17 protein-coding genes, 1 tRNA gene and 1 riboswitch are annotated in these 13,229 nt (G+C 49.0%); of the genes, 13 read left to right on the top strand and 5 right to left on the bottom strand.

Features of this window, described 5'->3' with window-relative positions; all coding sequences use genetic code 11:
• The coding region (gene nrdG / locus L691_RS0123515; protein WP_025692726.1) for an anaerobic ribonucleoside-triphosphate reductase activating protein at positions 1–509 on the bottom strand (509 nt) is incomplete at its 3' end.
• Complete coding sequence (locus tag L691_RS0123510; protein ID WP_025692725.1) at positions 506–2,491, bottom strand: anaerobic ribonucleoside triphosphate reductase; 1,986 nt, start codon at positions 2,489–2,491, stop codon at positions 506–508. The genes L691_RS0123510 and nrdG, both read right to left, overlap by 4 nt.
• A gap of 214 nt (positions 2,492–2,705) precedes the next feature.
• A riboswitch (cobalamin riboswitch) is annotated at positions 2,706–2,937 on the bottom strand.
• Between the two features lie 260 nt (positions 2,938–3,197).
• Between L691_RS0123510 and L691_RS0123500 the strand changes: the two genes are divergently transcribed.
• Entirely contained in the window at positions 3,198–3,506 is a 309-nt protein-coding gene (locus L691_RS0123500; protein WP_025692724.1) for an MTH1187 family thiamine-binding protein, read from the top strand.
• Between the two features lie 157 nt (positions 3,507–3,663).
• Positions 3,664–3,735: transfer RNA gene (locus tag L691_RS0123495), tRNA-Thr, on the top strand.
• A gap of 70 nt (positions 3,736–3,805) precedes the next feature.
• Here the strand turns inward: L691_RS0123495 and L691_RS0123490 are convergent.
• The 3 genes from L691_RS0123490 to L691_RS0123475 all read right to left on the bottom strand — a co-directional run bounded on the left by L691_RS0123490 (position 3,806) and on the right by L691_RS0123475 (position 5,011).
• On the bottom strand, positions 3,806–4,135 hold the full coding sequence (locus tag L691_RS0123490; protein WP_025692723.1) for a tyrosine-type recombinase/integrase: 330 nt from the start codon (positions 4,133–4,135) through the stop codon (positions 3,806–3,808).
• Between the two features lie 432 nt (positions 4,136–4,567).
• The gene (locus tag L691_RS34415; RefSeq protein WP_025692722.1) at positions 4,568–4,804 is read right to left on the bottom strand and encodes an N-terminal phage integrase SAM-like domain-containing protein; all 237 of its coding nucleotides are present in this window, start codon (positions 4,802–4,804) and stop codon (positions 4,568–4,570) included.
• A 24-nt stretch (positions 4,805–4,828) separates the two neighbouring features.
• A complete protein-coding gene (locus tag L691_RS0123475) occupies positions 4,829–5,011 on the bottom strand; it encodes a hypothetical protein (protein WP_156934334.1) in 183 nt (60 codons plus the stop codon).
• An 82-nt stretch (positions 5,012–5,093) separates the two neighbouring features.
• Between L691_RS0123475 and L691_RS32265 the strand changes: the two genes are divergently transcribed.
• The 11 genes from L691_RS32265 to L691_RS29940 all read left to right on the top strand — a co-directional run.
• Entirely contained in the window at positions 5,094–5,231 is a 138-nt protein-coding gene (locus tag L691_RS32265) for a hypothetical protein (RefSeq protein WP_156934333.1), read from the top strand.
• A gap of 255 nt (positions 5,232–5,486) precedes the next feature.
• Positions 5,487–6,248, top strand: a complete 762-nt coding sequence (locus tag L691_RS0123465) for a hypothetical protein (protein ID WP_025692720.1) — start codon at positions 5,487–5,489, stop codon at positions 6,246–6,248.
• A 32-nt stretch (positions 6,249–6,280) separates the two neighbouring features.
• Positions 6,281–6,523, top strand: coding sequence for a hypothetical protein (locus L691_RS0123460; RefSeq protein WP_025692719.1), 243 nt, complete (start codon positions 6,281–6,283; stop codon positions 6,521–6,523).
• A 286-nt stretch (positions 6,524–6,809) separates the two neighbouring features.
• Positions 6,810–7,004: a hypothetical protein gene (locus L691_RS0123450; RefSeq protein ID WP_036737941.1), complete on the top strand. Its 195-nt coding sequence runs from the start codon at positions 6,810–6,812 to the stop codon at positions 7,002–7,004.
• A gap of 211 nt (positions 7,005–7,215) precedes the next feature.
• Positions 7,216–8,100 carry a hypothetical protein gene (locus L691_RS0123445; protein ID WP_156934332.1) on the top strand — a complete coding sequence of 295 codons (885 nt, stop codon included), beginning with the start codon at positions 7,216–7,218 and terminating at the stop codon, positions 8,098–8,100.
• 205 nt (positions 8,101–8,305) lie between these two features.
• The gene (locus L691_RS0123440; protein WP_025692716.1) at positions 8,306–8,809 is read left to right on the top strand and encodes a PTS sugar transporter subunit IIA; all 504 of its coding nucleotides are present in this window, start codon (positions 8,306–8,308) and stop codon (positions 8,807–8,809) included.
• Between the two features lie 217 nt (positions 8,810–9,026).
• Complete coding sequence (locus tag L691_RS0123435; RefSeq protein WP_025692715.1) at positions 9,027–10,163, top strand: GGDEF domain-containing protein; 1,137 nt, start codon at positions 9,027–9,029, stop codon at positions 10,161–10,163.
• A gap of 1,035 nt (positions 10,164–11,198) precedes the next feature.
• Complete coding sequence (locus L691_RS0123430) at positions 11,199–11,588, top strand: NusG domain II-containing protein (protein ID WP_025692714.1); 390 nt, start codon at positions 11,199–11,201, stop codon at positions 11,586–11,588.
• Positions 11,572–12,123 carry a Gx transporter family protein gene (locus L691_RS0123425; RefSeq protein WP_025692713.1) on the top strand — a complete coding sequence of 184 codons (552 nt, stop codon included), beginning with the start codon at positions 11,572–11,574 and terminating at the stop codon, positions 12,121–12,123. The genes L691_RS0123430 and L691_RS0123425 overlap by 17 nt, the downstream gene beginning before the upstream one ends.
• Positions 12,124–12,156: 33 nt before the next feature.
• Positions 12,157–13,023 carry an ATP-binding cassette domain-containing protein gene (locus L691_RS0123420; protein ID WP_025692712.1) on the top strand — a complete coding sequence of 289 codons (867 nt, stop codon included), beginning with the start codon at positions 12,157–12,159 and terminating at the stop codon, positions 13,021–13,023.
• Positions 12,999–13,229, top strand: a 231-nt coding sequence (locus L691_RS29940) for an ATP-binding cassette domain-containing protein (protein WP_036737939.1), incomplete at its 3' end; no start/stop codon positions are given. The genes L691_RS0123420 and L691_RS29940, both read left to right, overlap by 25 nt.

Here is a 13,229-nt window from a genome sequence, read left to right as displayed (position 1 = left end):
AAACCCGGCTGCCACAGTACGGCCTCCGTACCGGCAAGGCTGGCTTGAACGTTGATAATCCGCTGATTGGAACTGCCCCGGAACCGAAGGGTGGTATCCTTCAAGGCTTCCACGAAGCGTCCGTCAATCAGCACCTGGCAGAGCGACAGCAGTGTCCATTCCGGTGATCCCGGCATGGCCATGAGCTCTTCGTAAGTGTAGCCGGTGTAGATCCACACCGGGAACTCCGGCAGCGCCGCGCGCACCTCGCGGATAAATTCCGCAGCCTCCTCCGCCGAGAAAAAAGGGTCGCCGCCCGCCAGCGTCAGACCTTCCAGTAGCGGATTGGCCGCTATTTCGCTGATGATCTGCCGCTTGCGCTCCAGCGTAAGAGGCTCTCCGTAACCGAAATTCCAGGTTTCGGGATTGAAGCAGCCCGGGCAGCGGTGGCGGCACCCGCTGATGAAGACGACGGCGCGCAGGCCTTCGCCTTCATTAATCGACTCCGGGTAGTAGCCGCAAATATTCATAGATGCTTGACCCGGTCCCTAACCTCGGCTTGCTTGGCCGCATTGAAGCGGGTCTGGTAATCTCCGGTCAGGTAGCCGGTAACCCGGCGCAGGCGGCGGATGTGAACCTCCTGCTCATGAGCGCCGCAGGAAGGGCAGTTCGTGCCGATCACGCCTTCGTATCCGCAGTCTGAGCAGCGGTCGACAGGGTGGTTGATGCTGAAATAGCTGATATTTTGCTCCAGGGCGTAACGGATGATTTTGATAAAAGCCGCCGGATTGCTGCGCGCATTGCCGTCCAGCTCGACATAGGAGATCGCGCCGGCGTTGCAGTAATCGTGAAACGGCGCTTCCAGCTTGATCTTGTTCGCCGCTCCTGTTGAATAATAGACTGGAACATGGAACGAGTTCGTATAGTACTCGCGGTCGGTAACGCCTTCGATTGCGCCGAATTCCTTGCGGTCGATCTTGGTGAACTTGCCGGACAGGCCTTCCGCCGGAGTGGCGAACAAGGTAATGTTCAGGTCCAGCTCTTCGCTCTTGCGGTCGCAGAACTCGCGCATATGCCGCACGATGGCGAGCGCCTTGTCGTACACTTCCAGGTCTTCGGCGTGATGCTTGCCGTACATCGCCTTCATGCATTCAGCCATCCCGATGAAGCCGATTGACAGGCTGCCGTGCTTCAACAATTCGTTTACCGATTCTTCCGGCGTAAGGGTCTCGCCGCCTTCCCATACGCCCTCGCGCATCATGAAGTCGGAGGCTTTTGCTTTTTGCGCTCCCTGGATGCGGAAACGGTGAAGCAGACCTTCCAGGGCAATCTCCATATAATGATCGAGATCATCATAGAAGCCTTCCTCGTCCGCTGCTTGGCGCAGGCCCGTTACCGTTCCGTTCCGGATGCCGAGCCGGACGAGATTCAGCGTATTGAACGACAGATTGCCCTTACCTGAGCAGTGATTGCGTCCGAAGCGGTCTCCCAGCACCCGGGTGCGGCAGCCCATCGTCGCGAATTCGGTATCCGGGTCCGCCGGATCGTAATACATCAGGTTCAGCGGAGCGTCCAGATTCGCAAAATTCGGATACAGCCGCCGCGCCGAGCATTCGGCCGCTTTTAGGAACAGCTTGTAGTTGGGATCGCCCGGCTGCTGGTTGACGCCTTTTTTACACTTAAAAATCTGAATCGGGAACACCGGCGTCTCGCCGCTTCCCAGCCCGTTCATCGTTGCCGTCAGCAGGCAGTTGATCACAAGTTGTCCCTCGGGTGAGGTGCAGGTTCCGTAATTGATGCTCGTGAACGGAATTTGCCCGCCTGCTCTGGAGGACATCGTGTTGAGATTATGTATGAGGCTCTCGGCTGCCTGGAGCGTCTCGCTCTCCGTCTCTTTCATCGCGTAGCGGTAAGCCTTCGGATACCGTTCTTTCAGATCGGTCTGGCTCATTGTAATTTCCCCGAGCTCTTCCCCGGCTTGTCCTTCTTCGAAATAATCAAGGCCCTTGCGGAACAGCTTGGTGAAAGACTTGGCCACATAGGGGGCGAGATCATGATCGAGCTTGCTTCCCGATACGCCGCCGTACTGCGCATTTTGCTGGGATTGAAAAATAATCGCCGTAAGCGCCATGGCCGTCATAATGGAGTTCGGAGGGCGGACGCTGCCGTTGCCGGTGTTGAAGCCCTGCCGGAGCAGCTTGTCGAACGGGATAAAAATGCAGTTCGTCGTTCCGATGGCATATTGATCCAGATCATGCACATATACGACATTATCCTTGATGGCTTTTACCAGCTGCGGCGGCATGGTGAAGCTGCGGGCATACCATTTGGAATACTCGCTGCCGAATTTGCTCATTTTCCCGGAGAAGCTTTCCCCGTTCAGATTCGCGTTCTCCCTCAGCAGATCCATATCTCGGCTGTCGATAATATCGCGTCCTAGACCGATAACTTCCTCCAACAGAATTTCGTTCGCGCTTTGCCCGCCGGCTTGCCGTTTCTCCAGCAGCGTCATTGTGCAGTTCTCCTCTCCGTTACATCCCAGGCCTAAATTTAATTTTGGTAATTGAACATTTTGCAAAATACGAATTTAAAAAGGCATCTCCCGCATGAAGAACGCAGGAAATGCTCGTATGCGAGTGCTAGTGGGGCATTCCAAAAATGCCCACCATGAATTGCAAGCTGCATGCGGTCACCGCTCCCGTTCCTCGCAGGGGCTTTGAGCTTAATGGTGTCGCTGGAAACAGGCAGGTTTTCTGGCTTCCGTCTGTTCCTCCGGCGCCTTCTTAAGGAGCCGCTTCCCGCGCTCCAGTGGCCTTATGCCGGAAGATGCCGCCCGGGCTCCATCTGAGGGCCGAGCATCCGGTTACAGTGGCGGGATCGCAGCGGGTTCGCACCGCGCTTCCCTATTGAGCTGTACTTCCCGTTAGAGAGTCAAGCACCTGATTCCACTATATTTTGTTGTCGCTTATATAAGATAACCCAATATATTGTATCTGTAAACATATTTTTTGAGATTCTGATATCCACAGAACATCCACAAACGGTCCACAGGTAATCCACAAATTCATCCACAAACTCAACAACAGAGGGCGCGGAAGAGAGAGATTTCGGACGTATTGGGTTCCCCGATTTGTAGCCCGGCGTTCCAGTTGCTACAATATAGGAAAGCTGTATACTGACGTTTCCCAAAGTGCAGCATGGAAAGGGAGGGTATTCAAATGGCTATTGCCGAAATTACCGTTATACCGATCGGAACCGGCAGCACCAGTCTCAGCAGTTATGTCGCAGGCATGCATCGCGCGCTGGAGGGTGTGGAGGGCATAACCTTTGAGCTTACATCCATGGGTACGATTATCGAGGGGCCGCTGCCGCGCATCCTGGCCGCTGCCCAGGTCCTGCATGAAGCGCCGTTTGCCAATGGCGCCCAGCGCGTGTCCACCTCGCTCAAGATCGACGACCGCCGCGACAAAGCGGCCAGCAGCCGGCAGAAGCTGGAGTCGGTGGAGCGCAAGCTGAACGAGGAGTAGGGGAAGCTGGGCCGGGGAGGGGATGGAATGACGCCCCGCCCCGAGGGCTCGGGCTGTTGAGGCGCCCACGGACGACGTAGACGGAGGTCGAAAAAGAGTTGCTTTTTTCGTCAAACGAGGTATAATAGTTTCTGTTGTGACGCAAAATTCATATCATGCTGGTGTAGCTCAGGGGTAGAGCAACGCACTCGTAATGCGTAGGCCGGGGGTTCAATTCCCTTCACCAGCATCTTATAAAGCTTGATCTAGCGCGGTTTCCCGGATTCTCGGGAGCCGCGCTTTTTTGATTCTTCTACCCTTTATTCGAGTAATGTGTTTCCGGGAGCTTTTTCTTCTACCGGCAGGATCGTTTTTTCTCCCGTAATCGAGTCGTCTATGTTCTTCAAGACAGCCTCCTGGAGATTGGGGAGAACATGTGAATAAGTATCAAGTGTGACGTTTATCGAAGAGTGACCCAGTCGCTCCTGAACAATTTTCGGATGAATGCCTGCTTTAAGTAGGATCGTTGCGTAGATATACCGCAGATCGTGAAAGCGAATTTTGGGGAATGTGACATATGGCTTACCGTCCATTCGCAGTTCTTCCTGCTCCTTTTGGATCTGGTCTATGATCCGGTAATAGTTCCGCATCAGGTTACGGGGATTGAGCGGTGAACCGGTACGCTTTGGATCACCAGGCCGGAATTTTTGTATCGCTTATCGGTTTTGATCCCTTGATCAATTCTTTCAAATAGGCGATTTAGCATTTACACTGTGTTCTCAAATAGAGTGATCGAATGTACACTGCTGTCGTTCTTGGTATCGTCAAAATCATGTCCGACTAGCCAGTGTATAAGCCTGCCGGACAGAGATCATCGCTTTTTGCTTTGACGCATGCCGGTAACGCAGCCAATTCAAAACGCTTCATAATATGGATCTTCCACTGCAGAATCCAAAAATATTTTCAACTGCTACTCGTCCCAAACCTCGAACTTTTGCTTTTTTCCTTGTGGTTGGCTGACGGCGGCGGCCGCATTTTGAGTAATCCCCCCTAAACTACGAACCGGTTCAGGGCGTCCATGATTAGCATGTGCGCCTTTTTATCGATCCCACAGAGAGAACAGGCAGCAAAATTTTATGATACCAATCCTGAAAATCCTGCGGACTCAACTTTATCATCTTCTTGTTTCCTAAGTTCGGGATGATATGTGTGTTGACCAGCCATTCATAGGATTTCCACGTATTGTACTTAACAGAGGTCTGTATTTCCTCAAGCCACTTCTCCATGATCTCGCCAAATGTCTTCTTTGTTGGTTCCACATACGTTCCTTTTTGAAAAAGCGCTCAGGATACGGGCATGGCCTTCTCTGCATCCTTCTTTTTGTCAAAGCCTCCATCAGGCCCGGAAATCCATTTCCGTTTTGTTTTATTTGGCACCTCTTCCTTTGTCTCAATGACGATATAATATTTTTTCCTTTTTTGCGCAATATGACATCTTAATAATAACCCTCCTTGTGTACCCATCATAAAAATTTACAGCTTCATCAACGGCCTCCATTAGTAGAAATAGGCGGGTCATCGTAGTCCATACCGCCAGGCAACGCGGACCATGTTGATGGTTATGCATTTCGAGGAGAACGTGAGATCGTCCGACATGACGAATGCTCTGTCCCGGATGGAATGGGGCTGCGGGGATCGCAGCACGATTACGAACGTGTGCGGTCGGTTTTTTGATTTCTGGATTTAAACGTAGCCTTTTGTCTAAAGTCAAGAAGAAAATAAATGCGATATAGAATATTAAATGTAAAAATATAGATTATTTTGTAGGATCATGTCTAAAAAGCAACAATTAATACTTAAAATATACATAAATTATCCCAGGGAAATATGTTAAAGTATATATATGGAATTAATGAAAAATGTTGAGCTGTAATCCGCTTGAGTAAGCGATGAATAGTTGGCCAGCTTTCATAATAAAAGTCAATTAGAAGGGAAATGAAAAATGTCTATTAGAGTAAAAAGCTTTAAGAATGTGAAATTACTTGCAATTTTAGGTGCAGTTTTGGTAGCTAGTTCGTTTAGTTCGGTTGTTGGTGCTGCGCCTGTTGTTAAAGAGGGAGAAGTCAAAGTAGAACAAACATTCATTGTTAGAGACGGAAAAGCCATAATTGTTCCGAATGAAACCTATCTCAATGACTCAAAACAAATGGAGACAATTGAGGCGAGTAAGGATCAAACTAAACAGAACTTGGCTGAGTCGGGTAGAAATGTTAGTATAAATTCTCTCTGGGACCTTTCGCATTATAATGAAGCGGGTTACATACCTAGAGTTCTTAGAACACCTTTGAAACGTAGAATCTCAGCAGCAGTCTATAATAGCACTACTTCGCCGTTGACGAGATCTCTCTCATTTTCAACTACACAGACTTATACGGCAAATATTTCTATTACTGGTAGTCGGAAGGGCGTGATAGACGCAGGAATCACCGGTGGCGTATCATGGACTCAAACTGCTACGGTTAACGATACTATGACTGCATCTATTCAACCACACGAATATAACTGGGTGGAATTTACACCTTATATGAGTAATAGTTATGGTACGTTATTTGAAGAAATATGGAATATAGATCCATTTACTGGTCAATCAGTTTTGCTTACAAAAGGCCAGTACTGGACAGATATCTACTCTGCTATAAAACTTCCAGATGGAACTCCTGACGGGTTGTACACAGTTGTTTCTAGTGCTTCTGCACCAAATTAATTTATTCGTTCCTTTTGAGCTTAGGAGGTCTTATGAATAAGCGCGGAGTAAGTATGATTTTTTTCTCCATTGCTACATTGCTTTTTGTGGTTCGTAATGTCATACACTCGATTGAAGCTACAATGTTGGCAGCTAATCTAAATAGTGTAAGTGATGGAACGTTTAAAATGTTTCTTGACATGACAATTCCCCCGTATTCATATATCTTTGAATTAATTGCGTTAGTCATAGGCATAATTTATCTCATTTTAGCAGAATTAGAAGAAAGGAAATGAACTAAGATAAGTCCACTGGCTTCGGCTGGCGGGCTTTTTTTATAATTGAAGAGTGGTAAGTTGCAGCTGGAAGCATTTATGTTAATGAAGCAGCATCTATCCAGAGCAACGCTGACAGACGCCGGATTAAAAGTGGCTAATAAAAAAATGAATGAGGGAGTTAAATAATGGGGATCAATCCTGTCTGGCGTTAGTGCCTGGCGGGATTTTTTTACATTGCATAAAGAACGAATGTTCGCATATAATACAAACAAATGTTCCTATTCTGGAGGCGAACAATGTGAAGATGAGTGTGGGTCAAATCATCGAAATCGTATATATGGACCGGTCCGGAAAGATTACGCAGCGCAAGATCGAGGTCAAGGGTATCCGCGATGGCCGGATTCGGGCGACCTGCCTTACCACCGGCGCGCCGCGCGTATTTCTAAGCAGCAGCATCCTCGCCTGGCAGCCGGCGGGAACGCGGCATGCTGTCGTATAATGTACGTAAAACGGCAAATATATGATTTTATACCTATGACCAAATCACCAACCCCCAAAAGTATGATGAAAATCTGATTCTTATTAACTATTTCCGACAAATATCCGATTAATTAATGGAAAGGGAAATATAGGATGGTTGCTTTTTATATGCAATTATGCTGCGAAAGTTGAGTTACATAAGTTTAAAATTATGTTAAGGTGGGGTTGTAGTGAGTAAGTTATTCAAGTCTGTTATGTGTTTGGTTGTGATGATAGTGCTGTTATTCCCTGTAAGTGCGTTTGCGGCCGATAAGAAGCTGGATTCGGTTGTGGATTTTACCGGCTTTAAAACTACGTTGACTGTCGGTGAGACCGCAAATTTTAGCGCGCTTATTCATGATTCAAGCCTGTTGGAGATTGGAGATTATGACTATGTTCCGGTGTCTTCCGATACTTCGGTGCTTCAGGTGGAGTCGGTATCAACGTATTATTCCCATATTCATGCGGTTGGAGCCGGTACAGCGACTTTGACGGTTGATGTAGGGCATGGGTATGCACCGTACACGGTAACGATCAAAGTGGTGAGTTCCCAAGACAGCGTAAATGATTCTGCCGAGGACAGCACCAATAATGATCCTGTGGATTATTCCGCCACGGACGCTTACTATGGGACAGACGAAGATTATCCGGATGATGACGCTAATGATGTGATGCTTGATGCCTTAGTTGATTATGTTGATCAACTGACACCGCTGGAGAAGTACGAGAATTTAGCATTATCGGCGTACAACAAGTATCGGGTAGTGTCTCCACCCAACCGTAAGCAAGCTTATTTGGCGTTCAACAAGGTGATTGTCCCCAATTACACCAAACTTGTCGTGGGCTTGAAAAAGATTGACCCGTCGAATGATGAATTGGCTGCAATTCATAGCTATTATCTCTCCGGCGCCAAGCTTCAGCTCGAAGGCTTTACCATAATGAAGAACTCGTTGTACAGTACGAAAATTGACAAGAAAAAGTATGCTGAGGCTAACAAGAAGATGACCGCGGGTACCGCGCTGTTTAATAAGGCTTTAGCAAAGATGGATGAATACACCTCCAAATACGGCGGTTAATCAAACGACTTCTTCCTCAGTAGCCTGTTAGGCCGAATGTGCGCGGATTCCCGAAGTTTGGGGCCGCGTTTTTTGCTTTTTGCTTCGATCCGACATCCATGGTGGAAATTCCTTATATTGTAGGCAATGACTCCTTACAATTTGTATATCAGCAGTTTCGGAAATTTGGGGATAGCTTTATTTTAGCGAGACGGGAGGAACTGACATGTTTGAATTCGCCAAAAAGAAAAAATCCGCAAAGCTTATCGAGCTTGAGGCTCCGTTAAAAGGAAAGACGCTGACGCTGGAAGAAGTGCCGGACCCGGCATTTTCCAGCGGCACCATCGGGAAGGGGAGAGCGATCCTGCCCTCGGAAGGTAAGGTAACGGCGCCTTGTCCGGGAACGGTCGCCCATATAATGGAGAAGAGCAAGCACGCGCTGCTGCTCGAACACGAAACCGGTATTTTGATATTGATTCATGTCGGCATTGAAACGGTATCGCTAAAGGGAGCAGGCTTCCACCCCTGTGTGAGTGCAGGCGATAAAGTGAGAACCGGACAGACACTGCTTGAGTTCGACCTTGAGGTCATTGCAGACGCGGGGTTATCCTCGATCACTCCAATTATCATACCTAACGGTCAGGACTTGATTGAAAGCGTGGAGTTGAGCGATGATCTGGCCTCCCGGGCGAATGAATCTTTTATCCGGATTTTGCTGAAGAATCCATAGAAAATATAGGAACAAAACTCCTAACCTTTCCACATGACGACGCGGTTTTCCCGGTTTCGGGGACTGCGTTTTGTATTTTTCCGGCATTTACCGGCGCGCTTGGTGGATTGCAAGGCTTTTGATTGATTAATTCCTCATTTTTCTGTACAATTTTCAAGATTATTGTGAAATCTTTGCGGCAGCTTATCCTAAAATAATATTCTGGCGTGGTGAAGGAATGAGAATAAAGGACTTTGTAAATGCGTCCGATGCTTCCATACATAGGCAGACCAAATGGATCAAACGTTTTTTGGAGACTTATTGGGTTGTCATTGCGCTGCATTTTGCCGCCCAGCTGTATGCATACTTTTTTCTTCCATATGAGATCGAAGCCGGGGTTTTCTATTATAAGGTTCTTTTGGGGCCGACGGTGCTCATGGGGGGAAGTGTCGCGGCGGCCCAACTGATCGACCGGTATGCGGCTAAATACTCTTTTATCTCCTTGTTTGCGGCGGGCACATTCGTCTCGATGGTGATTATCCATCTGAATATGGATATTCGCATTATAGGGGCCGTTATGCTGCTGCCCATTATGGCTTCAGTTATTTTCTTCCGGCTTAATTTAACATTGTATACGGCAGTCTTGCAGATTGTCGGCTTCTGTATTCTGTACAATTGGGATTACCGGTTCAAGGCCTTTCTGAACCCGTTCGATCTGATAGCCATTCCCATCTTTATTCTTGTCGGCACGCTGGTGGCTGGCATTATTATCGTCAATGGACGCGAGCTTCTGTATGATCTGGAGACGATAATGAGCGCCAAGCAGAATCTCATGGCCGAGAACGCCGAGATACTGAAGATATCCAGAACGGATGCTCTGACCGGATTGTTCAACCACATGTCATTTCATGAATTTTATGAAAAAGCGCTGGAATATGGGGAATTGGGAGTTCCCTTTCATCTGGCTCTGCTGGACATTGATAATTTCAAGGGAATTAACGATAAATTCGGGCACCGGACGGGCGATCTTATCTTATCCAGAGTGGCGTGCACCATCCAGGAGAATATCCCGCCCATCGATATCGCTACCCGCTACGGCGGTGAGGAATTTGCCATACTGCTGTTTGAGCAGACGTTTGAAGAGGCGCTCTCCCTGATGGAGCAGGTTCGGACGGCGTTGGCCGAGACGCGGCATGCGGAACTGGGTGGACTTGCCGTAACCGTAAGCATCGGCCTCAAAAGCTATGAGAAGGGAACCACAAAGGAACGGCTGTTTGAAGATACGGACGCCCTGCTGTATGCCGCGAAACGCTCGGGCAAAAACAAAGTCGTAACGCCCCTTCAAACAGTGGACGAAGGCAGCGCGGTGTTGTAGATGAGATGAGGATCGGCGGCTTCCCGTGGGCGATATATGGAAAATTTTTCAGGATTCGACGGAAATTTAAGGTCTTTTTCAGGTTCTGGTCAGGTTCTTTTCAGGTTTGGGGTGTATATTGAACTTACCAAACACCCCCCAGTGTTTTGTAATATATTTCTTTTATGGTCCTGTCGACTCCCAAGGCAGGGCCAGTTTTTTTTAGGGAGAGCATTCAAGAAGAGAATGTGATCTATTTCACAACATAATACGACAAAATAATTTATATTAAATTTATGTAATTAAAATTAGAATTATAGATTGGGAAAGAGGAATGAAGGATGAAAGCAGAAGGCAGTTTCCGCCGAGGATTGGCTTTTGGCGTAATGTTGAGTGTTCCTTTGTGGATGTCCCTGGCCGGTTGGCTGCATGTTCTATAAAATGGACAGCGCCCGATCTCCGCATGCAGCGGTTACCGAGCGCTTAGTATGATTGGCGGAAACGCCTGTGTCCGTATGACAAGCCGGCTGTCTCCGTTCATGTATATTTAATCTTCCCGCCGTTCGTGAGCAACGGGCGTATACTCCTCTTTATTCCAGCAGCCGTATGGGGGATAATAGCTCTGCATCCAAAACGACAAAAGCCCTGCCTCTCTTTTATCCTTGCGGCTCCAATGACCGCGCCAGTGTGAGTCGGAAAACCAGTTTGAATATCATCTCATATTAAATAAGGAAGAGTCGCGCTAGAAAATGTGGATACTTCTTTGGCGAATTCCATAAACTCGGAAAAATCAAATATTACAATATTCTAACATATTATTATCCGGGATGCAACAAGGTTCCAGCGTATTCTCCCGGCGATGCAGTTTATGGCTTGCCTGGGAATGAATATCCCAAAAAACCCCGCTCATCCTTTTTTTTCTAGCGATTAATATACATTTTGTGAAGTCCGATTAAATTCGGTGAATAAACTTTTGCTTTCATTGAAGGATTTCCAGGAGGCCGTTATAATTATTAAGTCTGGTTGGCATTTGATTAAAAAATAAGGGAGAATTTTATGAAACGCGCAGATATGCTGCTGATTGCCGTCATATTGATTGCAGCGCTGGCTTTTCTCGTGCCCCGCTATTTGTCAGGTAATGAGGAAAAAGGGGAGCAAGGGAAAGAGCTGGTAGCCAATGTCACGGTGGATGGCAAGCATTACCGTACCATTAAGCTTACTAAAGAGGAACAGACCATCGATATCCGTACGGAACGCGGCTATAACATTCTTAAAGTGCATGATTACGGAGTAGAAATGTACGATGCAGACTGCCCGGACAAAGTATGCCTCGGCTTCGGTTTTATTACCCTGCCTAAACAGACGATCGTCTGTCTGCCGCATCGGGTACTGGTGGAAATCGCAAGTGGAGCGGGGGAGGATGAAATTGATGGGTTTGTCCAATAGCGAATCAAGCCAGGCGCTGAAGAGAACGGTGATTATCGCCATTTTATCAGCGGTGGCTGTGGTACTCGGCATTGTGGAGGCGCAAATCCCGCTGTCCGCGATGGGACTTATGCCGGGGGCAAAGCTGGGCTTTGCCAACATTATGATTTTGACCTGCATCTATTTTTTACGCGGGCGCGACGCCTTTATGCTTGTTATTCTGAAAACGCTTCTTACCGCATTCATCCTGGGTACCTTCTCCAGTCTGCTGTTCAGCCTGTTCGGCTCGCTGCTCAGCTTTATCGTCATGTTCCTGCTGATGAAGGGAGGACGCATGCAGTTGAGCCTGATCGGGGTAAGTATCGCGGGAAGCATTGCGCATAACATCGGGCAACTGGCGGCGGCGTCGATGGTGATGGGGACCACGAGCATTATGTATTATTTGCCGATCCTGCTTGTTACCGGGATTGTGACCGGGATTGCCGTCGGTTATGCGGTTCGCTATCTGGTGTCTTCGTTGTCTCAAATATCACTGTTCGAGGAATTTTTACGCTAAGCTTGAGCGAGCCGCAGGGAGGATGAACACAGCATGAATGAAGTGAACGGAAAGCGGCATTCCGCAGAGCACAGCCCTGACGCTATTGTGCTGAAGGATGTGTCTTTCGGCTATGACCCGGAGAATCCGATCCTGCACGGGGTCTCGCTTCGCATCCCGCAGGGGCAATGGGTTGGCCTGGTGGGCGCGAGCGGATCGGGCAAATCGACGCTGGTGAAGCTGCTGAATGCCCTGCTTCCCGCAAGCGCCGGCGAAATTGCCGTTTGCGGCGAGGTGCTGAGTGAAGAAAGCGTCCCGAGCATTCGCCGGAAGATCGGCATGGTGTTTCAGAATCCGGACAATCAGTTCGTCGGGGAGACGGTGGAGGAGGATATCCTGTTCGGCCTGGAGGGGCTGTGTCTGTCCTGGGAGGAGATGGACCGGCGTCTGCATTTGTACGCCGGCAAGCTTGGGGTTTCCGGACTGCTGGCCAAGCACCCCGGAGAGCTGTCCGGGGGGCAGAGGCAGCGGGTCGCGATTGCATCCATCCTTGCCATGGAGCCGGGCGTCGTCATCTTTGACGAGGCCTCTTCCATGTTGGACGAAGAGAGCCGGAACGGGCTGCTGAGTATTCTGCGGGACATGCATGCGGAAGGGTATACCATTCTCATGATTACGCATGATGCCTATGAGATTATGGCTTCAGAGCGCGTGCTCGCGCTGAGCGGAGGCGTGCTGGCGGGGGATATGACACCGGCTGAGCTGTTCCGCAGCCGCGAGCTAATGGAGACGTGCCGTCTGCGCGCGCCGTATGCCTGGGAGCTGAGCCGCGAGCTTGAGGCGCGAGGTCTGACAATCGGCGTTCCCGCCAGTGAAAAGGAGCTTGTAGACACGCTATGGCCATACAACTGCAGCAAGTAAGCTATACCTATGCGCAGCGGACCTTGTGGCGTCAGGCTGCGCTGCACGGCATCGATCTCAACCTTCCCCAAGGCTCCATAGTCGGCGTCGCCGGATCGACGGGGTCAGGCAAATCGACGCTGCTTCAACTATTCAATGGAATCTTGAGGCCGACGGAGGGGAAGGTGTCGGTTCTCGACATTACGCTCCGCGCCGGAGAGAAGACG

It is taken from the genome of Paenibacillus zanthoxyli JH29 (assembly GCF_000520715.1).
In the GTDB taxonomy this organism is placed as follows: domain Bacteria; phylum Bacillota; class Bacilli; order Paenibacillales; family Paenibacillaceae; genus Paenibacillus_AQ; species Paenibacillus_AQ zanthoxyli.
This window is presented reverse-complemented; position numbering and strand designations above follow the sequence as displayed.

Excerpts from the sequence above, each read along its gene's own strand:
- L691_RS0123510 (WP_025692725.1), bottom strand. The coding sequence starts at position 2,491 with ATGACGCTGCTGGAGAAACGGCAAGCCGGCGGGCAAAGCGCGAACGAA.
- L691_RS0123500 (WP_025692724.1), top strand. The coding sequence starts at position 3,198 with ATGGCTATTGCCGAAATTACCGTTATACCGATCGGAACCGGCAGCACC.
- L691_RS0123490 (WP_025692723.1), bottom strand. The coding sequence starts at position 4,135 with ATGCGGAACTATTACCGGATCATAGACCAGATCCAAAAGGAGCAGGAA.
- L691_RS0123475 (WP_156934334.1), bottom strand. The coding sequence starts at position 5,011 with ATGATGGGTACACAAGGAGGGTTATTATTAAGATGTCATATTGCGCAA.
- L691_RS32265 (WP_156934333.1), top strand. The coding sequence starts at position 5,094 with ATGTTGATGGTTATGCATTTCGAGGAGAACGTGAGATCGTCCGACATG.
- L691_RS0123465 (WP_025692720.1), top strand. The coding sequence starts at position 5,487 with ATGTCTATTAGAGTAAAAAGCTTTAAGAATGTGAAATTACTTGCAATT.
- L691_RS0123460 (WP_025692719.1), top strand. The coding sequence starts at position 6,281 with ATGAATAAGCGCGGAGTAAGTATGATTTTTTTCTCCATTGCTACATTG.
- L691_RS0123450 (WP_036737941.1), top strand. The coding sequence starts at position 6,810 with ATGAGTGTGGGTCAAATCATCGAAATCGTATATATGGACCGGTCCGGA.
- L691_RS0123440 (WP_025692716.1), top strand. The coding sequence starts at position 8,306 with ATGTTTGAATTCGCCAAAAAGAAAAAATCCGCAAAGCTTATCGAGCTT.
- L691_RS0123435 (WP_025692715.1), top strand. The coding sequence starts at position 9,027 with ATGAGAATAAAGGACTTTGTAAATGCGTCCGATGCTTCCATACATAGG.
- L691_RS0123430 (WP_025692714.1), top strand. The coding sequence starts at position 11,199 with ATGAAACGCGCAGATATGCTGCTGATTGCCGTCATATTGATTGCAGCG.
- L691_RS0123425 (WP_025692713.1), top strand. The coding sequence starts at position 11,572 with ATGGGTTTGTCCAATAGCGAATCAAGCCAGGCGCTGAAGAGAACGGTG.
- L691_RS0123420 (WP_025692712.1), top strand. The coding sequence starts at position 12,157 with ATGAATGAAGTGAACGGAAAGCGGCATTCCGCAGAGCACAGCCCTGAC.